The following is a 23552-nucleotide window of genomic DNA, read 5'->3' as shown; positions in this document are numbered from 1 at the left end:
GAGCGGCGGGGCGGAAATATACCCTTTCGCGGCTCCGGCGACGAGGGGTCCGCGGGGCCGGGCAGAGGCATCCGTCCTCCCCATAGGCTGATGCGCATGCGCTTCGGTACCTTCATCCCCCAAGGCTGGCGATTCGATCTGGTCGGCATCGACCCCTCTGAGCACTGGGAGGTGATGAACGGACTGGCGCAGCGGGCCGACGCGGGCGCGTGGGAGTCGCTGTGGGTCTACGACCACTTCCACACCACCCCCGTGCCGAGCGAGGAGGCGACGCACGAGGCGTGGACGCTGATGGCGGCGTTCGCGGCATCGACCGACCGCATCCGTCTCGGCCAGATGTGCACGTGCATGGGCTACCGCATTCCCGCCTACCTCGCGAAGGTCGCCGCCACCGTCGACATCGTGTCGGGGGGACGCACCGAGATGGGCATCGGCGGCGGCTGGTACGAGCACGAGTGGGAGGCGTACGGCTACGGCTTCCCGCCTGTGCCGGAGCGACTGCGGATGCTGCGCGAAGGCGTCGACATCATGCAGCAGGCCTGGACCACCGGCCGTGCCACGCTCGACGGGAAGCACTACCAGGTCGACGGTGCCATCGTGCAGCCGCTGCCCCTGCAGGACGGCGGCATCCCGCTCTGGGTCGCCGGCGGTGGCGAGAAGGTGACGCTGAAGATCGCGGCGAAGTACGCGTCGTACACGAACTTCGCCGGCTCGCTCGATGACATCGACCGCAAGAGCGCGATCCTGCGCGAGCACTGCGACGCGCTCGGTCGCGACTTCTCGGAGATCACCCGCAGCTCGAACTTCAACACGATCGTCGGCGCGACCGAGGCCGAGGCGCACGACCGCCTCGCGGCCGTGAAGGCGCGCCTGCTCCCGTTCGTCGGACAGGAGCGCGCCGACCAGATCGAGCACGACTACGTGACCTCGCCCGCCTTCGGCGCAGTGGAGCAGGTCGTCGAGCGCCTCGCCGAGCGCGAGCGCCACGGCATCGGGTACGCCATCCACTACTTCCCCGAGGCCGCCTACGACCTCTCGGGCGTCGAGCTGTTCGAGCGCGAGGTGGTCAGCGCCCTCGCCTGACCCATCAACTCCGCAGAATCACGCCGGATACGCAGCGATCGGCTCGAACTCCGCGAGATTCGCGCAATTCTGCGGAGTTCGTGCGCACTGAGGCGCCGTCGTCGGGTCAGACGAGGGCACGCACGCTGCGGTAGCCGTCGGCGACGACATCCGGAGCGGATGCCGCGCCACCGAACACCCGTGTCGTCCCGGGTGCGGCCGACCAGGGGCGCCACCCGGGGTCGTCGCCGCGGACGAGCGCGACCGCGGCGCCGTGGATCGCGGCGGCGAGCCGTCGCGGCGGAGCGTCACCGGCGATCGCGGCCACGTGGGGCTCATCGAGGCAGTCGAACCAGAACGGCACGTCCAGGCAGTGGAGCGCCCACCGCCGCGTGGGCGACGGCCACGAGAAGCGGTAGACCCACGTGGGGGCGGTTCCCCGCGCGGCGGCGACCCTCACGACCGTCGAGCGGAAGACCACGTCGGTGACGTAACGGCCGAGGACCGCCGCCGTCCCCTTGCGACGCTGTGCCGCGTTGTCGGCGAGATAGGCGCGTCGGCGCTCCCGCGGTACGTGGAGCTTCGCGAGGGCGAGGCCTGCCGGGACGATGCGGAGCTTGCGTTGCGCCGAATCGAGCACCATCGTGAACTCGTCATCCGTCGTGCCGAGGATGAGCGGCTTGTCGCTGCCGACTCCGGAGCGCAGTGCGCCGACCGTCGGCTCGAGGATGAGGTCGCCGTCGATCTCCGGGCCCCAGGACAGCCCGTCGTCGAGCAGCCCCCGCACGCCCGCGAGCCGGTCGCCCGACTCGGGCTCGACCGCCTTCGACTGGAGCGCGTGCAACGTGTCCTCCGGCACGGAGGCGAAGCCATCGCGGGTCGGCGCGACGCCAGCGAGCCGGGCGAGCCGCGCCGACGCGGTACGGGCACGCTCCGATGAGACATCGGCCAGGGCGCCCGACAGCGCCCACACGGAGTGGAACAGGTGCTGCGCGGCGGGCATCGCGAGCAGCCGGAGCACCGCTCCGCCGCCGGCGGACTGCCCCGCGATCGTGACGCGCGACGGATCGCCGCCGAAGTTCGCGATGTTGTCCTGCACCCACTGCAGTGCAGCGAGCCAGTCCCGCACCCCACGGTTCGACGGTGCGCCGTCGATGTGCCCGAACCCGTCGAAGCCGAGGCGGTAGGAGATCGTCACGGTGACGACGCCGTCGCGGTTGAACGCCCGGCCGTCGTACCAGGGGCTCGCCGGCGACCCGGTGACGTAGCCCCCGCCGTGGATCCAGACGAGCACCGGGAGCGCGGCATCCGCGATCCCCGGAACGGGCGTGAACACGTTGACGTTGAGCGTCGCGTCACCGGGCACGGACGGCTCCGGGATGAGAGTGATCCCCGGGTCGCCGCGCTGGGCGGTCGCCCCGAACTCGAGCGCGTCCCGCACACCCTCCCACGACTCCGGAGGTACGGGTTCCTCGAATCGCAGCGCCCCGACGGGCGGCTTCGCGAACGGGATGCCGAGGAACGCCGCCGATCCGCCGGCTCCGGGCTCCCCGCGCCAGAGGCCCCGCACGCGTCCGGCGACGGTCTCGGCTTCCGCGTAGCGCGTCGTCGCCGTGTCTGAATCGGCGGACTCGGCGACTGCGGGCGACGCGCCGGCGGCAGCCGGCGGAGGTGTGGGTGTCATGGCTTCTCCGGGGTGAGCAGGTCGAACAGCGCGCCGACGATGGCGGCCATGTCTACGTCGGGCTCCAGCATCCACTGCACCTGCATGCCGTCCGCGACCGCCTGGAGGATGCGGGCGAGGGTATCCGGGTCGATGCGGTCATCGAGCTTCCCGGCGGCTTGCTGGGCGGCGATCGCGGACGCGAACAAGCCCCGCAGATTCTCGCCGCGGTGGAGGAAGAACTGGTGTGCGGGGTGCGCTGGATCGGCCGCGTCGACGGAGAGCCGGGCGAAGAGGTTCACCAGGCCCGGGACGTCGGCGTTGTGGCTGATGACGCCGAGGTAGCCCGCGCGGACATCGAGCAGCTCGGCATCCTCGGGTCGAGGCAGACCGCGCTCGAGATCGACGCCCAGGCCATGATCGATGGAGTCGATCTCGTCGCGCTTGCGGAGGATCTCGGTGAAGAGCTCCTCCTTGCTGTCGAAGTAGTGCAGGAGTCCGGCCTGGCTGAGGCCGACGGCATCCGCCAGTTCCTTGACCGATGCGCCGCGATAGCCCTCCCGGGCGATGACGTCGAGCGCGCGCGTCAGGATCTCCTCCCGCTTCGCGACGCCCTTGGCGTAGGAGCCGCGTCGTCCGGTGCCGCTCTCGCTCATAGGAGAAGTAAACCCGAATATCGCTTGATTTCTCACAACCAAATGACGTGAGGTGTTGACGAGCGCTCGCCGGCGTGCCGGCACGATGCCGGAGGCATCCGCCGTCCGCGCGCGGCGCCCACCATCCGGTGGCTGCGCGTTCGGTTCGACGACACCGCGCGTTCACCCGCCCTTCGCACACCGTCGAGACGCTGGGCCGAACCCGAACCCCCCCTCGTCGAAGGTGACCGCCGATGCGATCTCGTCCGTCTTCCCGCGCGCGTGTGCGCGCCCTCGTCGCCGTCGCGGCCGTGGCATCGCTCGCGGCCGTTCCGGTCCTCGTGGCACCGGCTGCTTTCGCCGCCTCGCCTCCCATCGCGAACGCGACAGAGACCGCCGCCGTGGGGTCCGAGTCGATGACCGCCGGCGCGGCGATCCTGATCAACGAGGTCAACTCGGATCCCGCCGACTGGATCGAGCTCACCAACATCGGCACCGGCGCGGTCGACCTCTCGGGCTGGCTGCTCGCCGACAACGCCCGCCTCACCGACGCCTCGCATCTTCAGGCGATCGCGGCCGGGACCACCCTCCAGCCGGGCGGCTTCGTGAAACTCGACTACACCGCGGCCGGGCTCGGCAAGGGCGACGAGGCGAACCTTTACCTCCCCGACGCGACGACCCTCGTCGACACCACCACGTGGCCGGCCGGCACCCACGCCACCTCGTGGGGCCGCTGCGCCGACGGTGCGGGCGCCTTCCAGCCGACCACGCCCACCCCGGGCGCCGCCAACGTCTGCACCGTGACGCCGCCGCCGGCGCCGCCGCTCGACCCGAACTGGGACGACATCGAGATCAATGAGATCGCCTCTCTCAACGACGACGATCCGGGCAACCCGGGCTTCGGCGACGCGGTCGAGCTGGTCAACACCGGTTCGCACGGCGTCAGCATCGAAGGCTGGTACCAGACCGACAGCGGTGCGGCCACAGGCGCTGCGCCGCTGACCCTGGCGGATCTCAGGACCTGGGACGGCGACTCGCTCGAACCGTCCGGCTCATGGATCGTCCCCGCCGGCGGGTACGTCGCGTTCTCCTCGAAGAAGGGCCTGTCGGGAGAGGGCGATGCCGTGAAGATCTACGGCCCGGGCGCTGACGCGGCGACTCGCCAGCTCGTCGACGAGCAGGCGTACGGCGACGGGGATGCCGGTGTGTCGGACTCGTACGACTCCGATGCGCGTGCCTTCGCGGCCTGCCCCGACTCGTCGGACGAGTTCTGGCGCGTGACGCAGAACAGCTTCGGTCAGGACAACACCGCGTCGTGCGCGACGAAGTCCCGCCGGCTGGACACGCCGGTCGTCCTGAACGAGGTCTCCAACGTCGATGGAAAGGCCGAGCTGCTCAACACCGGGTCGGGGCCGGTGGACATCTCGGGCTGGGAGCTGCAGGACTCGCAGGACGCCGTGGTGCACACCGTCCCCGCCGGCACTGCGCTGACGGCCGGGGCGTTCTACGTCGCGGACGAGATCGCCGGGCTCGACAGTGCCGACTCGCTCACCCTCCGCCGCGCGGACGACGGCGCCAGTGTGGTCGCGTACACCTGGTACGAGGACGGCATCGCGTCGTACAGCCGCTGCGACCTGTTCGGAACCGTCTCGTACGTCGAGACGCCGACCGCGACGTGGGGCACCGCCAACGCCTGCCCGGGCCTGAGCACCGAGACCTGGCCGGGCGCCGCGACGGTGTCGGTCGCCGACGCGGCCGATGCCTTCACCGATCTCGACGCCAACGACGAGGGCGACGTGTCGGGAGCGGCGTTCGACCCCGCCGATCCGAGCATCCTGTGGGTCGTGATGAACAAGGGTCGCCTGTTCAAGATGCACGCGGTGGACGGCGTCTACCAGTCGTTCCCCGAGTGGGCCGGCGGCATCCCGCTCCGCTTCGCCGACGGCGGCGGCGAGCTGGACTCCGAGGGCGTCACAGTCGCCCCCGATGGCGCGGTCTACATCACCTCGGAGCGCGACAACGGGCGCGCGAAGGACACATCGTCGAACAAGGTCGCCCGTTTCGACGTGAGCGCCGTGACCACGGCGACCACCGAGCTCGTCGCCACGCATGAGTGGGATGTGAACGAGTTCGTCACGACCGGCACCAACCTGGGACTCGAAGGCATCACCTATGTGCCCGATGCGTTCCTGGTCGCGTCCGGCTTCGAGGTCGGCGGCGTCGCGTACACGGCCTCGGACTTCGCCACTCCCGGGCTGTTCGTGACCGCGGTGGAGGCCACCGGGGCGCTGCACTTCTTCTCCCTCGCCGCCGGCGCAGCCCCCGTCGAGGTGAAGGTCGAGAGCTCCGGCCTCCCGTGGTCGATGGACGTCGCCTACGACGCGGATCGCGGTGTTCTGTGGGCGCTGTGCGACGACAGCTGCGGCGGCGTCTACAACCTCCTCGAGGTCGTCGACGGAGACTTCGAGGTGGCGCACTCCTTCGCCCGCCCCGCCGGGATGCCCAATCTCAACAACGAGGGAATGGCCGTCGCCCCGGTGTCCACGTGCGCGGACGGCTTCCAGCGGGTCGTGTGGGCCGACGACGGTGACACCGACGGGCACTCGCTGCGCGCCGGCACGCTCCCGTGCCCGCAGACGGGCGGCCCGGGCGAGCCGGGCGGACCGGGAGAGCCGACGCCGACCCCGACGCCGAGCACTCCGGCGACCCCGGGGCCGGCTGCCGACGGCCAGCTCACCGACGCCACGCGCGGGTCGGTCGATGCGCCGGCGTCGGCCGCGGCGGGGCAGACGGTGACGCTCTTCGTCGGCACGCAGTACACCGGCGACACGGTGTGGGTCTGGCTGCACTCCACTCCGATCTCGCTCGGCGCCCACGTGGTGAGCGCGGCGGGCACGGTGACGGTGACCCTCCCCGCCGGGGTCTCTCCGGGCGAGCATCGGCTGGTCGTGCTGGATGCCGACGGCAACGTGGTCGGCTGGACCGAAGTGACCGTGACCGGACCGCTGGCCGCCACAGGTGCCGACGGCGCAGGACTGGCGGCCACCGCCGGGCTCGCCGCCGCTCTCATCGCCGCCGGCGCTCTCGCGGTCGTGCTGCGACGGCGCCGCGCTCACGCCTGACGCGGGAACGACGAATGCCCCGGCACCGCGGGTGCCGGGGCATTCGTGTCGCGTCGTGCGTCAGCTCTTGAGGAAGGCCAGGAGCGCCTCGTTCACCTCGGCGCCGTGGGTCCACAGCAGGCCGTGCGGGGCGCCCTCGAGCTCGACGTAGGTGGCGTCGGGCAGGAGCTCCTTGAAACGGCGTCCGGTCGCGTCGATCGGCAGGATGTTGTCGGCGGTGCCGTGCAGGATGAGCGTCGGCACGTCGACGGCAGGGATGTCGGCGCGGAAGTCGGTCGGCCACGTGAGCGGTGCCGCGGCGATCGCCGCGTTGCCGGCCAGGTTCGCGACCTGCGCGCTGGCGTCCACGGCCTCCTGCGAGATGCGCGAGCCCAAATTGTCGTCCAGGTTGTAGAAGTCCTTCAGGAACCCGGTGATGAACGCGAAGCGGTCGTCGCGCACGGACTGCGCGACGCCGTCGAAGAACTCCTGCGGCCCTGCGCCGCCGGGGTTGTCGTCGGTCTTGAGCAGGTAGGGCTCGAGCGAGCCGAGGAACGCCGCCTTGGCGACGCGGCCGCTGCCGTAGCGCGACAGGTAGCGGGCGATCTCGCCGGTGCCCATCGAGAAGCCGACGAGGACGGCGTCGCGCAGGTCGAGGTCCTCGATCAGGGCGTGGAGGTCGGCCGCGAACGTGTCGTAGTCGTATCCCGCGCCGGCCTTCGTCGAGGCGCCGAAGCCACGACGGTCATACGCGATCACGCGGTAGCCGGCATCCAGCAGTGCGGCCTGCTGCTTGCCCCACGACTCGCTGTTGAGCGGGAAGCCGTGGATCAGCACGACGGGCTGCGCGTCGGCCGGTCCCTGGTCGGTGTAGTAGAGGTCGATGTCGACCGAGTTCTCGGTTCCGACGGTGATGTACGCCACGATCGCTCCTTACGTGCGCGGATCGGATGCCCGCGCACCAGGTTCGACGCTAGAGCGCCCGGATCCATTCCCGCCACACCTTGCGCACCGTGCGTCGCCCCTTCTCCCAACGTTCACTTGCGCGGGTGTCAGTCGCGGGCGGCGCCGGCGGACGGGGTCACGGTGAAGATCGTGGGAGCGGCGAAGCCGGCCGCCGCGAAGGCGGCGGTGGCGGCATCCGACACGGCCTGCACGCGGTCGCGGGCGACCAGGGCGATCGCGGCGCCGCCGAAGCCGCCGCCGGTCATGCGCGCGCCGACCGCGCCGGCGGACAGCGCCGCCTCCACCGCGGTGTCGAGCTCGGGCACCGAGATCTCGAAGTCGTCGCGCATCGAGGCGTGCGACGCGACGAGGAGGTCGCCGATCGCGGTCGGGCCCTGTTCGCGGAGCGTGCGCACGGTGTCGAGCACGCGCTGGTCCTCGGTGACGACGTGGCGCACCCGGCGGAAGGTCACGTCGTCGACGAGCCCGGCCAGGCGCGGCAGGTCGTCGAGGGTCACGTCGCGCAGCGCGGGCACCCCGAGCGCGGCCGCTCCGCGCTCGCAGGCCGCCCGGCGCTCGCCGTAGCCGCCGGTCGCGTGCGAGTGCTTCACGCCGGTGTCGATGACGACGAGCTCGAGTCCGGCATCCGCGAAGCCGAGGTCGACGACCTCTGCCTCGAGCGAGCGGCAGTCGAGGAAGATCGCGGCGTCGGCGCGACCGAGCAGCGCCGCCATCTGGTCCATGATCCCGGTCGGGGCGCCGACGGCCTCGTTCTCGGCGCGGCGGCCGACCTTCGCCAGAGCGACGCGGTCGAGGTGGATTGCCCAGGCGTCGGCGAGGGCGACGGCGGTCGCGCCCTCGATCGCCGCCGACGACGACAGCCCCGCGCCGACGGGGACCTCGGAGGCGAAGGCGAGGTCGACGCCGGGGACCGACGCCGGGTCGGTTCCGGATGCCGCCAGCAGCGCCCACGCTACGCCCAGCGGGTAGCGCGCCCATTCCGGCACCTCATCGCGGCGCTCCGGGAAGACCTCCGCGAGCTCCGCCACGGCCAGCTCGGCGGTCGTGTCGTCGAACGTCGAGGCGACGCGCACGCGGAAGACCCCGTCGGCACGCGGAGCGAGCGCGACGTGCGTGCGGTGCTGGATGGCGAAGGGCAGCACGAACCCGTCGTTGTAATCGGTGTGCTCGCCGATGAGGTTCACGCGCCCCGGTGCGGACCAGGTGCCGACCGGCTCGGCGCCGAACCGTTCTGCGAAAAGCGCGCGGGCGGCCGCGGCGGCGCGGGAGTCGGTGGTGGTCACAGGGTCTCCTCGGGGATCGATGCGACGGCCTCGCGCAGCTTCGCGGCGGCCGACTCGGGCGGGATGTCGCCGATCCAGGCGCCCATGGCGGCCTCGGATCCGGCGAGGAACTTGAGCTTGTCGGCGGCGCGACGCGGCGACGTGAGCTGCAGATGCAGCCGGGCGGTGTCGCGCCCGCGGTGCACCGGCGCCTGGTGCCAGGCCGCGATGTACGGCGTCGGCGAGTCGTAGAGGGCGTCGAGGCCGCGCAGCAGGCGCAGATACAGAGGAGCGAGCTCGTCCCGCTCGGCATCCGTCGTCGCGGCGAAGTCGGCGACGTGGCGGTGCGGCAGGAGGTGGATCTCGATGGGCCAGCGCGCGGCGAACGGCACGAAGGCGGTCCAGTGCTCGCCCTCGAGGATCACGCGTTCGCCGGCGCGCTCGAAGGCGAGGATGCGCTCGAAGAGGTCGGGACCTTCGCGGTCGATCGATGCGAGCAGGCTCGTGGTGCGCGGCGTGATGTACGGGTACGCGTAGATCTGGCCGTGCGGGTGAGGGAGCGTCACGCCGATCGCCTCGCCGCGGTTCTCGAAGGGGAAGACCTGCTCGATGCCGGGAAGGGCCGACAGCGCGGCGGTGCGGTCCGCCCACGCCTCGATGACGGTGCGGGCGCGGGTGCGGCTGAGAGAGCCGAACGACCCGGAGTGCTCGGGGCTGAAGCACACGACCTCGCAGCGACCGACGCTCGTGCGCGTGCGGCCGAGCCCGGGGGCGACGAGGTCGTCGAGGTCGCGGGGCGCGTCCGCACCGGCCGGGGCGTCGCCGAGGGCTTCCGCGAGCGCCGGTCCGAACGACGGCGACTTGTTCTCGAAGACGGCGACGTCGTACTGCGACGGGATCTCGGACGGGTTCGTCGGCGTCTGCGGCGCGAGCGGGTCGAGCTCGGCCGGCGGCAGGAACGCGCGGTTCTGGCGTGCCGCTGCGACCGAGACCCAGTCGCCGGTGAGGACGTCGCGACGCATGGTGGCGGTCTCGGGCCGAGGGCCGAGCTCGCGCGCATCGACGGCGCGCCCCGGGCCGAGCGTCGTGCCGGGGTCGTCGTAGTAGATGAGGTCGCGGCCGTCGGCGAGCCGGGTCGGGCGCTTGACGACGCCGGCGCCGAGCGCCTCGCCCGGAAGGTCGCGGGCAGACGTCGCGGGGTCGTCCAGAGGCGTGTTCACGTCAACACGGTAGCAAGTCGGTAATGTTAGCGTCAACATGACTGAGGGAACCCGGATGCCACGAGCGACGCTTCGCTCGGCATCCGAGCCGGATCGGGGTGACGCATGACGGCCAGGCGGGTATCGATGGCGGACGTGGCCGAGCGCGCCGGCGTCTCGGGCCAGACCGTGTCGCGGGTGGTCAACGCGAGCCCGCGGGTCGATCCCGAGACCCGCGCCCGGGTCGAGTCGGCGATGTCGGAGCTCGGCTACCGTCCGCATCGCGCCGCCCGCGCCCTGCGCACCGGTCGCACCCAGACCATCGGCCTCGTGGTGTCGACGCTCGCGTCGGTCGGCAACTCCCGCATGCTGCAGGCGGTGGCGGATGCCGCGGCCGCCCGCGGCTACGCGCTCACCGTCGTCACGCTCGGCGCCGACGGTGACGTGTCGGCCGCCTTCGAGCGGCTGTCCGACCAGGGGGTCGACGGTGCGATCGTGCTGAACGAGGCCACCGAGCGCGTGCGCGAGGCCGATCTCCGCGCGGCGGGGCTGACGTTGGTGGTCGTCGACTCGCCGCGCGATGACCGCTTCGGCGTCATCGAGACCGACCACGCGGGCGGCGCGCGACTGGCCGTGAGCCACCTCCTCGACCTCCGGCACGAGACGGTGCACCATCTGGCAGGGCCGGCGGGTTCGTTCGCCGCTGCCGAGCGGGAGCGGGGCTGGCGCGAGGCACTCGCCGCGGCCGAGTCGCCGGTCCCGCTCGTCGTGCGCGGAGACTGGACTTCGGCGTCGGGGTTCGCCGCGGCATCCGCACTCCTCGATGGCGGCGCGACCGCCGTCTTCGCCGCCAACGACCAGATGGCGCTCGGCCTGCTCCGCGCATTCGCCGAGGCGGGCCGCGCGGTGCCGGCCGACGTGAGCGTCGTCGGGTTCGACGACGTGGCGGATGCCGCCGACTATCGCCCGCCGCTCACCACGGTGCGTCAGGACTTCGACGCGCTCGGATCGCGCGCGGTCGCGGCGCTCGTCGAGGGCATCGAAGCCGGCGCGCACGTAGCGTTCGAGACGCTGCCGACGAGCCTCGTCGTGCGGGCGAGCACGGCGCCCGCCCGCTGACCAGGCCTTTCGCGGCAGGCGTTCGTCGTTCGGGTGTCGTCACGTCCGGCATCCGTTGGCACATCTCGTGTCACCCGAGCGCCTCGCGCTGCGACGGCGTGCAGCTCAGACGTGGGCGTTGCTGCGGGCTTCCCAGCCGCTGCGCACCATCTCGTCGACGGTGTAGCGGTTCTTCCAGTCGAGGTCGCGGGCGGCGAGCTCACCGGTCGCGACGATGCGGTCGGGGTCGCCGGGCCGGCGGGGCGCGATCTCGGGCGTGAAGCCGATCCCCGTGACCCGCGCCATCGCATCCATGATCTGGCGCACGCTGAGCCCGTTCTGCGAACCGAGGTTGTACGCCGGCTCGATCGGCTGGTTCGCGAGCAGGCGCTGCGCCGCGGCGACGTGGGCGGCCGCGATGTCGGCGACGTGGACGTAATCGCGCACGTTGGTGCCGTCGGGGGTGTCGTAGTCGTCGCCGTTGATGCGCGGGGTGCGGCCCTCGATGAGCGCCTCGAAGACCAGCGGGAACAGGTTGTGCGGGCTGGTGTCGTAGACGGCCGGGTCGCCGGAGCCGACGACGTTGAAATAGCGCAGCGCGGTGTAGCGGAGCGCGTGCTCCGAGGCCGCGGTGGCGATCGCCTGGTCGCGGATGAGCCACTCGCCGATGAGCTTGGACTCGCCGTACGGCGATGCCGGTCGCTTCGGCAGGTCCTCTGTCACGAGCGCGACGTCGGGCGTGCCGTAGACGGCGGCCGACGACGAGAACACCAGGTGGGCGACATCCGCCGCCTGCATCGCCGCGAGGAGCGACCGCGTGCCCTCGACGTTCTGCGCGTAGGTGTGCAGCGGGCGCTGCACCGACACGCCCGCGTACTTGAAGCCGGCGAGGTGGATCACGCCCTCGACGCGGTGCTCGCGGAGCGTGCGCTCGACGAGGTCGGCGTCGAGGATCGAGCCGGTGACGAACGGCACGCCCTCGGGCACGAAGCCGGCGTGTCCGCTCGAGAGGTCGTCGATGACGACGGGCGAGAGGCCCGCGTCGGCGAGCGCACGGACGATGTGGGCGCCGATGTAGCCGGCACCTCCGGTCACGAGCCAGGTCATGTCACTCCGTTGGTCGGATTCAGCTGGGGTCGGTTCGCCGAGCGGCGCCGCTTCCATTCTGCCGGGTTCGGCGGACCGCTCCGGTTCCCGGCGAGCGCCACGCGTCCGATCCACCCTTCCGGCCGCGACGCCGCGGATACGCGGGCGCACCCGTCGGGCGACGCGCCGCGGCGTCAGACGCGGGCGGCCCAGCGCGCTGCGCGCTGCAGCAGCGCCACGTGGGCGGGGGAGTCGAAGGCGCGCTCGTCGTGGCCGAGCGATGACACGACGGCGCGCGTGGGGCGCTCGCGTACCCACACAGCGGGATGCGCGACCCCGTCGACGTCGTGGACGGCGAGCACCCGCACGCCGTCGTCGACCACGAGTTCGCTGTAGCGCTCGTCGAAGACGTCGATCGCCGGCATTCCCTCGGCCACGGGGTGGTCGCCGTCGACGATCCTGACGCGCGCATCGCCGATCGGCGGATGCCACGACAGGCCGGGCTGCCATTCGCCGCCGATCGCTTCGCGCCACGCCGGATGATCGCGCAGGCTCGACAGCGCCGCGTGGATGGCGATGAGCCCGATGCCGCGGGCGATCGCGGCTCGCAGTCCCGCGTCGGCGGCAGGATCGGCCCGGTGACCGAGCTCGGCGCCGCCCTCGCGCCAGGGGTCGCCGGCGTTGACGATGAGCAGGTCGGTCCCGTGGAGCGTCGCGAGCGCGTGGTCGACGTCGTCATCCACCGTGACGTCCCACCCGTCGGAACGCAGCGCCTCCGCGATGCGGGCAGAGGTGGCGGGGAACGGATGCCAGGGGTCGCCGTAGCGGCCGGTTCCGGTGGCGATCACCGCGCGTGGCGGTGCGGGCTCGGCGTCCGGATGGTCCATGGATACCATGATCTGCAGGATAACGCTTTCCCGCACGGATATCGCCATCGCCGGCGCCGCCGTGCGCTCCCGAGGAGAATGACGCCATGGCCCGCACCGTTGTGATCGCCCCCGATTCGTTCAAAGGCACCATCGGTGCTGCGGCGGCCGCCGAGGCCCTCGCCGCCGGCTGGTCGAGGGTGCGGCCGTCCGACGACGTCCGGCTGATGCCGATGGCCGACGGCGGAGAGGGCACCGTGGACGCCTTCGCGGCGGCCGTGCCGGGTGCGCACCGCATGCCCGTGACGGTGACCGGTCCCGAGGGCACGCCGGTCGAGGCGTCCTGGGTGCTGCTGCCCGCCACCGGGGAAGCCCCGCGGGGAACCGCCGTCGTGGAGCTCGCGAACACCAGCGGCATCGAGCGGCTCGGTACGCCGCCCCGGCTGCGTCCGTTCGACGCCCACACCAAGGGCTTCGGCGAGGCCATCGCCGCCGCGCTGGCCCACGGCGTCTCGCGGCTGGTGCTCGGCATCGGCTCGAGCTCGTCGACCGACGGCGGCGCGGGCATGCTGACGGCGCTCGGGGCACGGTTCATGGATGCGGCCGGTGCCCACATCGTCGACGGTGCGCGGGGCCTCGCCACGGTGGCGACGGCCGACCTGTCGGGCCTCGCGCCGCTGCCGCCGCACGGCGTGACGGTGCTCAGCGACGTGACCAACCCGCTGCTCGGCGCGGGCGGCGCGGCCGCCGTCTTCGGCCCGCAGAAGGGTGCGGGCCCGGATGACGTCCCCGCCCTGGACGCGGGGCTCGCGCGCCTGGCGGCGCTGGTCGACGCGGATCCGGATGCCGCAGGCGCCGGTGCCGCGGGCGGCACGGGCTTCGGCCTGCTGGCGTGGGGCGCCCGGCTCGTGCCCGGCTCGGCGGCCGTCGCGGAGCTCGTGGGGCTCGACGCCGCGGTGGCTGCGGCATCCGTCGTCGTCACGGGCGAGGGGTCGTACGACGGTCAGTCCGCCGCGGGCAAGGTACCCGGTCATGTCGGTGCGATAGCGGCGTCGGCCGGGGTGCCGTCCGCTCTGGTCGCGGGGCGCATCGCACCGGATGCCGACGCCGCCGGCTTCGCCGCGACGGCCTCGCTGACCGGCCTCGCCGGCTCGGGCGAGGCGGCGATGGCCGAGCCGGCCCGCTGGCTCGAGGCGGCCGGCGCCCAGTTGGCGCGCGCCTTCGAGGAGCGCTGAGACCCGACGGCACCCCGCGGCCGGGGCCCAGCTGGCCCGCGCCTTCGAGGAGCGCTGAGACGCGACGGCCACCCCGCGGCCGGCGCCCACCTCGACCGCGCCTTTCGGGGAGGGACGAGAGGATGACCGAGGACGACCCCGCCCGGCGTCAGCGGCCGGTGTGCAGGACGCCGTTGCGGCGGTGCGGCAGGGTCGCGAGGCTCGCGTCGCGGAGCACCTCGGGCAGCAGGGCCTCGGGAGCGTCCTGGAACACGACGGGCCGCAGGAACCGGCGGATCGCGGTGGCGCCCACCGAGGTGTGCAGCGAGGTCGTCGCCGGCCACGGACCTCCGTGCTGCTGGGACCAGGTCACGGCCACACCGGTCGGCCATCCGGCGAAGAGCACGCGTCCGGCCTTGCGGGTCAGCACCTCGAGCACGGCGGCGACGTCGTCAGACGGTTCGGAGTGCAGCGTCGCGGTGAGCGAACCGGGCACCGCTTCGAGGGCGGCGTGCAGTTCGTCGTCCGACGAGTAGCGCACGAGCAGCGTGACAGGTCCGAAGCACTCCTCGAGCAGCGTCTCGGGGCGCGAGGCGACGGCCGCGGCATCCGTCGACAGCACCACGGGCTGAGCCGAGCCGGGCTCCGCGGGCAGGCCGTGTGTCACGACGGTCACCGACGCGTCGGCTTCGAGGTGCTCGATCCCCGAGGGGAAGGCCGCGGTGATGCGATCGGTGAGGAGCGGGCCGCCGCTCGAGCCGGCCGCGAAGCCCGCCACGCGGTCTTCGAAGCCGGCGCCGTCGGGCACGAAGACGACGCCGGGCTTGGTGCAGAACTGGCCCACGCCGAGCGTGAACGAGCCGACGAGGCCCTGGGCCAGCGCCTCGCCGCGCGCGGCGACCGCGGCGGGAGTGATCACGACCGGGTTGACCGAGCCCAGCTCGCCGTAGAACGGGATGGGGTCGGGCCTGCCGGCCGCGAGGTCGAAGAGGGCGCGTCCGCCGCCGAGCGAGCCGGTGAATCCGGCCGCCTGGATGACGGGATGCTGCACGAGCGCGTTGCCGGCCTCGCGGCCCTCGACCAGCGCGAGCGATCCTTCCGGTGCACCGGCGTCGACCAGCGCGGCGGCGACGATCGCGGCCGTGCGCTCCGACAGGCGCGGGTGGCCCGAGTGCGCCTTCACGATCACGGGGTTTCCGGCGGCGAGTGCCGAAGCGGTGTCGCCGCCCGCCACCGAGAACGCGAAGGGGAAGTTCGAGGCCGAGAACACGGCGACCGGACCCACCCCGACGAGCATGCGGCGCAGTTCGGGACGCGGCGGCGCGGCCGAGGCGTCGGCGTCGTCGACGGTGAGCTCGAGGTACGAGCCCTCCTCGACGACCGTCGCGAACAGGCGCAGCTGCCCCGTGGTGCGGCCGACCTCGCCGCGCAGACGCGTCGCGCCGAGGCGCGTCTCGGCGTCGGCGATCTCGACGAGCTCGTCGGCGTGTGCGTCGAGCGCGTCGGCGGCCGCGCGCAGCCACGACGCCCGGGTCGCGGCGTCCGCCGCCCGCCACACGGGTGCGGCGGCGGCCGCGGCGGCGGCGAGGGCGTCGAGCTCGGTGGTGCTCGTGGTCGTGATGGCGGTGGTCATGAGACTCCTCCGGAAGCGTGCAATGGGGTCATGAGAAGCGGATGCCGAGACCGGCGTGGTAGACCTCGGTGAGGACGCCGCCCGAGATGCGCACGGGCGAGTCGTCGAGGAGGGCGCCGAGCGCGCCGAAGCCGGCGTCCTCGACGTCCTCGGCCATCGGCGCGGGAACGCCGGGCACCGCGCGCAGGCACAGGGCGAGCTGACCCGACAGCTCGGGCAGCAGGTGCGGGTGCACGGCGGCGCCGTGCTCGGCGGCGATCGCCGCGATCCCGAGGAACGGCGTGATGCCGCCGACCCGCACGACGTTCGGCTGCACGATCTGGGCGGCGCCGCTGCGCAGGAAGTCGTCGAAGCGGAAGACGTTGTGCAGGTTCTCACCGACCGCGATCGGGATGCCGCTCGAGGCGCCGAGGCGCTGCGCGAGCTCGATGTGGCCGTACAGGTCGTCGGCCCGCAGCGGCTCCTCGATCCATGCCGGGGAGACGTCGGCGAGCACCTCGAGCGAGCTGGTCGCGCGGTCGAGCTCCCAGCGCTGGTTCGCGTCGATCATCAATGCGCGGTCAGGGCCGAGAACCTCGCGCACGGCCCGCATCCGGTCGAGGTCCTCCGCCACGTCGGCCTTGCCGACCTTGACCTTGACGGCGTCGAACCCGGCGTCGACCCAGCGCCGCACCTGGGCGACGAGCTCCTCCTCGGTGTAGTGGAGGTTCACGCCCGAGCCGTAGGCCCGGACGCTTTCGCGCTGGGCGCCGAGGAAGCCGGACAGCGACGTGCCGGCATCCCTCACCGCGGCATCCCACAGTGCGAGGTTGAGGCCGGCCATCGCGATGGTGGTGATCCCGCCGCCACCCGCCTCGTGCAGGTGCTGCCAGAGTGCGAGCCACTCGGAGCCTGGATCGGCCGACCGGCCGATCGCGAACGCGGTGATGTCATGCGCCAGAAGGGCGAGCACCGCCTCGGCGCCGATCTGCGGCGTCCACGAGAAGCCCCACCCTTCGGCGCCGTCCGACCGCACGACGTGCGTCGCGATCACGCCGACCGAGGTGACGTCGGCAGCCCACGGGCGCGTGAGCGGCACCCTGACCAGCCGCGCGTCGAACGCGGCGATCGTCGGGGACTCGGGAGCCGTCGTCACAGCAGCGCTCGTCCCGCCTCGAGGATCTCGCCCAGGCGGGTCTCCTGCGCGGGAGTCGGGTCGACAAGTGGCGCACGCACCGACCCGACCGGAAGCCCGCCGAGCCGCAGCCCGGTCTTGATGAGCGAGACGCCGAAGCCGGGCGTCTCATCGCGCAGGGCGACGAGCGGCGAGTAGAACCCGTCGAGCAGTTCGGCGCGTCGCGCCTCGTCGCCGCGGACGTACGCGCGGTAGTACGCGTTCGCCACCTCCGGGATCATCGCGAACGCCGCCGAGGAGTACAGCGGGATGCCGATGCCGCGGTAGGCGCCCTGGGTGAGCTCCGCGGTCAGCAGACCGTTGAAGAAGGCGAAGTCGTCGCGTCCCTCGGCCGCCACCGCGCGCACGATCTGCTGCGCGAGGCCGACGTCGCCGACGCCGTCCTTGAAGCCGACGACCTGCGGGTTGCGGGCGAGGCGGCGCACGGAGTCGACCGAGAACTGCGCGTTGGCGCGGTGGTAGATCACGACGGGGAGATCGGATGCCGCCGCCACCGCCTCGACGTACGCGACGAGGCCGGCCTGCGGGCCGCCGACGAGGTACGGCGGCAGTACGAGCAGTGCGTCGGCGCCGGCGTCGGCGGCCGCGCGGGCGAGGGCCTTGGCGTGGCCGAGGGGACCGCCGGTGCCGGCGACGACGGGCACCCGGCCGGCGACGGTCTCGGTCGCCACCTGCACGACGCGGATCGCCTCCTCGGTCGACAGCGCGTGGAACTCGCCCGTGCCGCAGGCCGGGAAGACGCCGCCGGGGGCGTGCGCGAGCGTGTCGTCGAGGTGCTGCCGGAGCAGATCCTCGTCGACGCGGTCGGCAGCGTCGAACGGGGTGACGGGGAAGAAGAGGATGCCGTCGAAGTTCACGCCAGCACGTCCTTTCGGGCGGAGTCGGGGGAGGGGGCAGCCGTGGCGTCGGAGGTGGCGAAGGCGGGCTCGCCGAGCTCGCCCCGCCAGCCGTGCGCGGGACGCCAGCCGAGGACGCGGCGGGCCTTCGCGTTGGAGAACGCCGGCGAGGTGCCGGTCAGTCCCGCCGCGAGCTCGTCGCTTCCCGGCACGAACTGCGGCAGCAGCTCGGCGAGGGGCCGGCGGGCGAGCGCGTCGTCGGCGCCGACGAAGAACACCTCGGCGTTCGGGATCTCGGGGAGCGCCCGCAGCAGGGTGTCGACGAAGGTGGCGACGTCGCGCGCGTCGACGTAGTTGAAGAGGGCCGGTGCCGACAGTGCCGGGTCGGCGAGGCGCTCCACGACTGTGTGGCCCTGCTGGGTGGGTGCGCCGCGCCACTCCTCGGGCGCGATGACGTAGCACGGGCGGAACGCGGCGAAGCGCGTCGCATCGCCGGTCTGGCGCGCCAGCATCGCGATCGTCTGCTCGGCGAGGTGCTTCGAAAGCGCGTAGGCGTTCCAGGGCTGCGGGGTCGTCTCCTCGTCGAGCGGGAAACGGTCGGGCAGCCAGCCCCGGGGGGCCCCGTAGCCGAGGACGGTGGGGCTGGACGCCGTCACGATCTTCGGGATGCCGGCCGCGACGCCCGCCGACATCACGGTGAGCGCCATCGTGGCGTTCGTGCGGAGGATGACCTCCTCGGGTGCGCTGAACGGCACGGCGATCGCCGCGAGATGGATGAGCGCCTCGGCACGGACGCCGGCGATGGCGCGGGTGGCGGCATCCGTATCGGTGAGGTCCACCGGGATCTGCTCGAGGCCCTGCAGCTCGGCGGCGTCCGAGACTTCGCGGTCCAGCGACACGAGTTCGTGGCCGGCGGCAGCGAGCCCGGCGACCAGGCTGCGCCCGAGCCTGCCGGCGCCGCCGGTGACGGCGATGCGGGTCATGCGCGGACGGCCGCGCCGTCGGCGGCGAGGAAGCGGGTGCCGAGGTCGGCGACCTGCACCGGAAGCCCGGTCTCGAGCGAGCGGTTGCCGGCGATGCCGACCGCGATCGAGCGGACTCCGTCGCGCCAGTCGGCGGGGCGTGCGAGCGGGTCGTATGCGGGGCCTTCGAACACGTCGGCGAGCAGCAGTGCGTCGCCGCCGCCGTGTCCGTCGCCAGAGCTCTCGATGGGCACCTCGTACGCGGCCTCCCAGTGGCGCTGCACGATGAGGCGCTCCCCCTCCGGCCGGAGCGACCCGGAGGATCCGGCATCCACTGCCGAGGGATCGATCACGGGGTGCAGGCCTTCGTCCGCGAGCACGGCGCCGCGCTCGATCACCTCGAGCTCGGCGCGGCCGAGGGTGCCGTTGACCGCGACCCGGTAGCCCTCCCAGGGCGAGTGGGCGTTGAGCGAGTAGCTGAGGGTCGCGCCCGAGGCGTAGTCGACCACGAGGGCGAGGTTGTCCTCGATCGTGATGCCCTCGCCGAACACATCGCGGTCGCGCAGGTAGCCGTCGTGCTGCTCGGCATCGAGGTACAGCGCCTTGAGTCGCTCGTCGCCGCGCAGGTCGAGCTCGAACGCGTCGCCGCCGTCGTGGGTGCCCCGGGCGGGACGGTCCTGGATGCCGCGGGCGGCGGCGTTGTCGGCGCCGTAGAAGCGCAGCCCGCCCGAGGCGAACACGCGCCGCGGTGCCGAGCGGATCCACCAGTTGACCAGGTCGAAGTGGTGGCTGGCCTTGTGCACCAGCAGACCACCGGAGTGCTCCTTCTCGCGGTGCCAGCGACGGAAGTAGTCCGCGCCGTGCTTGGTGTCGAGCACCCACGAGAAGTCCACCGAGGTGATCTCGCCGATGGTGCCGTCCTGGATCACCTGGCGCAGCGCCGAGTTGCGCGGCGAGTATCGGTAGTTGAACGTGATCACGACTTCGCGGCCGGTGCGGTCGATCGCGTCCTCGATGGCTGCGGCGCTCGGCCCGTCGATCGTCAGCGGCTTCTCGACGACGACGTCGGCTCCGGCATCCAGCGATCGGACGATCAGCGGTGCGTGCAGGTCGTCGCGAGCGCAGATCACGACGCGTTCGATGCGCTGCTCGCGCACCATGATCTCGAGGTCGTCCGGGCCGTACACCGCCGGCGCGGGGAAGCCTGCCTCGACGACGCGGTCGACGTAGTACTGCGCGCGCACCGGGTTCGGCTCGCAGATCGCGACGAGCACGGCGTCGTCGGAATAGCGTCCGATGATCGCGTCGACGTACATCTGGGCGCGGTGTCCCGCACCGACGAGGGCGTACCGGCGGTGGCTCATCTCACTCCTTCAGGAAACGTTTTCTCAGAGTACCATGAAGCCGTGTGCACCCCGCGAAAGCGTCGGTGCGATGCGATCAGCCTGATCCGTCGCGCTGCCACGTGATGGTTACTTTGAAGTTCGCTTGGACGGCCGTGGAAGCGATGACGGCGCCGAGATCCGCCGACATCTCTATCCCGAACTCCACGGTGACCTCGCTCGGCGGGCGTGGGCCCGAGCGCGCCGCGTCCAGCACGGCGACGGCGGCCGGCTGCACCCTCTTGACCACGCTCTCGAACGACTCGCTCGCCTGAGTGACCACCGCTTCTGAGACGCGACCCCGCAGGATGGGCCCGTACGGGTCCTGTCCGCCGCCGGGACGGCTCGTGGCGACCACTACCGATCCGCCGTCGGCCAGCGGGAACTCCACCAGGTTGTCGGCCATGCCGCACCCCCCTCACCCGCGACGGACGGTCGCGGTTTCGCGTCGAGCGTCCCGCGTTCGCCGGGAGTGCGCAACGGGGCCGGCGTTGGGCCGCTCCCGAGCGGTGCACTGGCGCGGCCTCCGGCACTACTGGTTGAGGGTCACGACGGCGCCGAACTCGCCGCTGTTGTCCGCCAGGTCGGTGTCGTTGATGCCGAGCTGCAGGTCGCCCTGGCTTGGGCAGATATAGGTCGTCCCCGTGCCGACAGCGAACATCTCCGGCGTGGTGCTCAGCCGGCCGATGACGGAGGCGGTGTTGGCGTCGGAGAGCACCCGCCACTCCGGCCTCTCGCCGCCCGTCAGGCCGTCGGGACCGATCTGCGACTCGGGTGTCTCGTCGAGCCATCCGCGCCCGCTCACCTCGATCACGACTTCGTCGCCGAGGGTGCAGTAGAGCCCGACGTCCACCCAGTCGACGTCGAGCGGGACCGCGAGCTCGGCCGTGCTGTCCGAACCGCCGGACCCGCCCGGGTCGCCGCCGAACAGGTTCAGCCCGAGCGCTGCCGCGACAGCGAGACCAGCTCCGACGGCGAGCACCACCGCCCCGCCCACGATCGCCCAGCGCCCCCACCTCGTCCACCGCCGTGGGGTGTCAGGGGTGGTGTCGGCCCCCGGCTGTACCCGCTCGGCAGTGGAGACTGGCGCCTGAGCGGTCTCCTCGGCTCGAGCCGGGGGAAGCGGTGTCTGGCCGCGGTCTGCAGCTACAGGTCCCAGGTCGAACAGGTGGGCGTCGCCTCGCAGATAGAGCACGGGCGTGACCCACTCGAGGGTGCCGCGACCGGCGCCGAGGATGCCGATCCGGCCGCTGCGCACGGCCTCGTCGATCCCGCGGTTGTGAGCCAACGCGGTGTAGAACGCCCGCGAGAATGCGAGAGCGGCGGTGTCGCTGATCGAGAACTGCATGGCGGCCACGGCGCGGATGCCGCTGCGGGCGAGCGCTGCGGCGGTGCCCGAGAACAGGTCGGTGGGACCGCCCGTACCAGACTGGCAGGAGTTCAGCACGACCAGGCGCGGGGTGGGCTCTGCTTCGTCCAGGAGGTCGGCCAGCGACGATGCCGTGACATAGTCCGCCCGTCCGTCGCGACCGACGAATGCCAGCACGCCCTCGTCGGTGGCGGTGTCGTAGGCGCCATGACCGATGAAGTGCAGCACGTGCCATGCGTCCTCGAGCAGCGTCGCATGCAGCCCGTCCCAGGTGAGGTCCTCCAGCCAGCTCAGCTCCACGCGCCCATCCGCGATGTGGGGCTCGAGCGCCTCCTCGAGCCGCGCTCGTTCGAGCTCCACGTCCAGCATCGGAAGGCCGCGCGGCGACGAGATCATGCCGAGTACCCGCAACGGGGGAGTGATCTGAAGGACGGGGGTGTGCGGCGCGGGGACGTTGCGCACGAGCGGCTCCTTGCGGCACAGGTAGCGCTGCGTGTCCGCATCGTAGAGCGCCTCCCACGGCAGCGCGGCCAGTCCCGGCGCGGTCAGGCGCAGCGAGATCTGTACGCTGTGGCCGCGCTCCGACGCGACGGCGATGCTCGTGCGGTAAGCGGTGGCGACGCTTCCCGCGAACGCCGCGTCGAACAGTCGCCGGCCGACGTCCTGGATCACCGCTTCGGTATCCGACAGCACGCGCCGGGCCGACACCGCTGACGCCAGCACACTCGCCTCGAGCAGCGGCCGGCGATCCACGAGCTCGTCGAGGTCGAGCCTGAAGGTCTCACTCGGCTCGCCGCCGCCCACGGACCGCAGCACACGGGTGACGTATGAGCCCGGCTCAGGTCCGGGCCCGATCTCCAGCTCCATCACGGCGGGGTCCATTTGCGATCATTGTCCCGCCCCACCTGCACCCGCAACAGAGGCCCGTGCGGCCGTACCCTCGCTCGCGCAGGGACAGCTCCACACCTCACCGGGGCGCGACGGCCCGGGCTCTCGGGCCGACGACGATCACGCCGAGGTCGGGCCCGTGGTGCCGCGCACCGTCAGTTCCGGCAGGACCGTGAGCGGATGCCCCGGTTCGGCGCCTTCGAGAAGATCGCGCATGCGCGCCCATGCCTGCACCCCCAGCTCGGTCGCGGGCACGGCCGCGGTCGTGAGCGGGGGTGTCGTGTACCGCGCGAACGGGATGTCGTCGAACCCCACGATGGAGAGGTCGCCGGGCACGCGGCATCCGCTGTCCTGTACAGCGCTGAGGAGACCCATCGCCACGAGGTCGTTGAAGGCGAGTGCGGCCGTCGCGCCGGAGGCGAGCACAGCAGGACCGGCGGCGGCGCCGGCCTCGAAGTCGACGCCGCAGGCGATCTCGGCGACCTCGGTGTCGGCGTGCTCGGCGACGAACGCCGCGATCGCTTCGAGGCGCGCCGCGTTCGCGACGCTGCCCGGAGCACCGGCGAGGAAGACGATGCGCCGGTGCCCGAGCCCGTGGAGGTGGGCGAGCTCTGCCGCCAGTGCCGCGCGGTAGTCCGCGCGCACCGAGGGGACCTCGCCCGACGCGCGGTTGATCAGCACAACGGGCCGGAGGCCCCCGACGAGCCGGTCGAGCTCGTCCTGGGGGAGGCGCGGAGAGCACAGGATGACGCCGTCGGTGCGCCGCCGCGTCGCGCCCGCCAGCACCCGCTCCTCGTCGACCGACTCCGCCGAGTCGGCGACGAGCACGTGGTAGTCGTCGGCGGCGGCCGCGTGGCTGAGGCCGCGCAGGATCGCCTGGAACGTGGGGTTGCCGAGGTCGGGCACGATGACCGCGACGGTCTGGGTGCGACCGAGGACGAGACTTCGCGCGACGGGGCTCGCGGTGTAGTCCAGGGCCGCTGCGGCCTCCTTCACCCGCTCCGCGAGCTTCGGGTCGACCGTGGGATTGCCGTTCAGCGCACGGGACACCGTCGAGAGCGACACGCCCGCTCGGGCGGCGACGTCGGCGATCGTGACGCGCGTCGCTCGGTCGGCGCGGGGCGGTCGAGGCATCCGTGTCTCCTTGGGGTCTCGG

Annotated in this window: 19 protein-coding genes; 4 read left to right on the top strand and 15 right to left on the bottom strand. The window is 72.6% G+C overall.

Going from position 1 to position 23552, the window contains the following annotated elements:
- Nucleotides 1-96: 96 nt before the first annotated feature.
- Nucleotides 97-1083, top strand: a complete 987-nt coding sequence (locus Q9R08_RS14210; RefSeq protein WP_308868754.1) for an LLM class F420-dependent oxidoreductase — start codon at nt 97-99, stop codon at nt 1081-1083.
- Nucleotides 1084-1189: 106 nt separating this feature from the next.
- On the opposite strand, the gene Q9R08_RS14205 is transcribed toward Q9R08_RS14210, so the two are convergent.
- Complete coding sequence (locus Q9R08_RS14205; RefSeq protein WP_308868753.1) at nt 1190-2746, bottom strand: carboxylesterase/lipase family protein; 1557 nt, start codon at nt 2744-2746, stop codon at nt 1190-1192.
- A complete protein-coding gene (locus Q9R08_RS14200) occupies nt 2743-3381 on the bottom strand; it encodes a TetR/AcrR family transcriptional regulator (protein WP_308868752.1) in 639 nt (212 codons plus the stop codon). The genes Q9R08_RS14205 and Q9R08_RS14200 overlap by 4 nt, the downstream gene beginning before the upstream one ends.
- A gap of 233 nt (nt 3382-3614) precedes the next feature.
- Between Q9R08_RS14200 and Q9R08_RS14195 the strand changes: the two genes are divergently transcribed.
- Entirely contained in the window at nt 3615-6482 is a 2868-nt protein-coding gene (locus tag Q9R08_RS14195) for a lamin tail domain-containing protein (protein WP_308868751.1), read from the top strand.
- 60 nt (nt 6483-6542) lie between these two features.
- Here the strand turns inward: Q9R08_RS14195 and Q9R08_RS14190 are convergent, their stop codons facing one another.
- The 3 genes from Q9R08_RS14190 to galT form a co-directional block, all read right to left on the bottom strand.
- The gene (locus Q9R08_RS14190) at nt 6543-7385 is read right to left on the bottom strand and encodes an alpha/beta fold hydrolase (protein WP_308868750.1); all 843 of its coding nucleotides are present in this window, start codon (nt 7383-7385) and stop codon (nt 6543-6545) included.
- A 128-nt stretch (nt 7386-7513) separates the two neighbouring features.
- Nucleotides 7514-8710 carry a galactokinase gene (galK, locus tag Q9R08_RS14185; protein WP_308868749.1) on the bottom strand — a complete coding sequence of 399 codons (1197 nt, stop codon included), beginning with the start codon at nt 8708-8710 and terminating at the stop codon, nt 7514-7516.
- A complete protein-coding gene (gene galT / locus Q9R08_RS14180; RefSeq protein ID WP_308869095.1) occupies nt 8707-9897 on the bottom strand; it encodes a galactose-1-phosphate uridylyltransferase in 1191 nt (396 codons plus the stop codon). The genes galK and galT overlap by 4 nt, the downstream gene beginning before the upstream one ends.
- Before the next feature lie 138 nt (nt 9898-10035).
- On the opposite strand from galT, the gene Q9R08_RS14175 reads away from it, so the two are divergent.
- A complete protein-coding gene (locus Q9R08_RS14175) occupies nt 10036-11007 on the top strand; it encodes a LacI family DNA-binding transcriptional regulator (RefSeq protein ID WP_308868748.1) in 972 nt (323 codons plus the stop codon).
- A 105-nt stretch (nt 11008-11112) separates the two neighbouring features.
- Here the strand turns inward: Q9R08_RS14175 and galE are convergent, their stop codons facing one another.
- Together galE and Q9R08_RS14165 are read right to left on the bottom strand one after the other, a co-directional pair.
- Nucleotides 11113-12093, bottom strand: coding sequence for a UDP-glucose 4-epimerase GalE (gene galE, locus Q9R08_RS14170; protein ID WP_308868747.1), 981 nt, complete (start codon nt 12091-12093; stop codon nt 11113-11115).
- 173 nt (nt 12094-12266) lie between these two features.
- Nucleotides 12267-12968, bottom strand: coding sequence for a ThuA domain-containing protein (locus Q9R08_RS14165; protein WP_308868746.1), 702 nt, complete (start codon nt 12966-12968; stop codon nt 12267-12269).
- 77 nt (nt 12969-13045) lie between these two features.
- Between Q9R08_RS14165 and Q9R08_RS14160 the strand changes: the two genes are divergently transcribed.
- Nucleotides 13046-14173 (top strand): glycerate kinase, encoded by a 1128-nt coding sequence (locus Q9R08_RS14160; protein WP_308868745.1) that lies wholly within the window; start codon nt 13046-13048, stop codon nt 14171-14173.
- A 148-nt stretch (nt 14174-14321) separates the two neighbouring features.
- Here Q9R08_RS14160 and Q9R08_RS14155 read toward each other — a convergent pair whose 3' ends face one another.
- The 8 genes from Q9R08_RS14155 to Q9R08_RS14120 all read right to left on the bottom strand — a co-directional run bounded on the left by Q9R08_RS14155 (nt 14322) and on the right by Q9R08_RS14120 (nt 23530).
- Nucleotides 14322-15785 (bottom strand): aldehyde dehydrogenase (NADP(+)), encoded by a 1464-nt coding sequence (locus tag Q9R08_RS14155; protein ID WP_308868744.1) that lies wholly within the window; start codon nt 15783-15785, stop codon nt 14322-14324.
- A gap of 28 nt (nt 15786-15813) precedes the next feature.
- A complete protein-coding gene (locus tag Q9R08_RS14150) occupies nt 15814-16920 on the bottom strand; it encodes a mandelate racemase/muconate lactonizing enzyme family protein (RefSeq protein ID WP_308868743.1) in 1107 nt (368 codons plus the stop codon).
- Nucleotides 16917-17816: a 5-dehydro-4-deoxyglucarate dehydratase gene (locus Q9R08_RS14145; RefSeq protein ID WP_308868742.1), complete on the bottom strand. Its 900-nt coding sequence runs from the start codon at nt 17814-17816 to the stop codon at nt 16917-16919. The genes Q9R08_RS14150 and Q9R08_RS14145 overlap by 4 nt, the downstream gene beginning before the upstream one ends.
- Nucleotides 17813-18778 carry an NAD-dependent epimerase/dehydratase family protein gene (locus Q9R08_RS14140; RefSeq protein ID WP_308868741.1) on the bottom strand — a complete coding sequence of 322 codons (966 nt, stop codon included), beginning with the start codon at nt 18776-18778 and terminating at the stop codon, nt 17813-17815. The genes Q9R08_RS14145 and Q9R08_RS14140 overlap by 4 nt, the downstream gene beginning before the upstream one ends.
- The gene (locus tag Q9R08_RS14135; RefSeq protein ID WP_308868739.1) at nt 18775-20121 is read right to left on the bottom strand and encodes a Gfo/Idh/MocA family protein; all 1347 of its coding nucleotides are present in this window, start codon (nt 20119-20121) and stop codon (nt 18775-18777) included. Before Q9R08_RS14135 ends, Q9R08_RS14140 begins: the two co-directional genes overlap by 4 nt.
- Before the next feature lie 76 nt (nt 20122-20197).
- Nucleotides 20198-20545 carry a CU044_2847 family protein gene (locus Q9R08_RS14130; protein WP_308868738.1) on the bottom strand — a complete coding sequence of 116 codons (348 nt, stop codon included), beginning with the start codon at nt 20543-20545 and terminating at the stop codon, nt 20198-20200.
- Between the two features lie 126 nt (nt 20546-20671).
- Complete coding sequence (locus tag Q9R08_RS14125; protein WP_308868737.1) at nt 20672-22390, bottom strand: CHAT domain-containing protein; 1719 nt, start codon at nt 22388-22390, stop codon at nt 20672-20674.
- Between the two features lie 126 nt (nt 22391-22516).
- Complete coding sequence (locus Q9R08_RS14120) at nt 22517-23530, bottom strand: LacI family DNA-binding transcriptional regulator (protein ID WP_308868736.1); 1014 nt, start codon at nt 23528-23530, stop codon at nt 22517-22519.
- Nucleotides 23531-23552: the final 22 nt, after the last annotated feature.

The organism is Microbacterium psychrotolerans, from assembly GCF_031085295.1.
Lineage (GTDB): Bacteria > Actinomycetota > Actinomycetes > Actinomycetales > Microbacteriaceae > Microbacterium > Microbacterium psychrotolerans.
The sequence above is the reverse complement of the archived record's forward strand: the minus strand, read 5'-3'. Positions and strand labels throughout refer to the sequence as shown.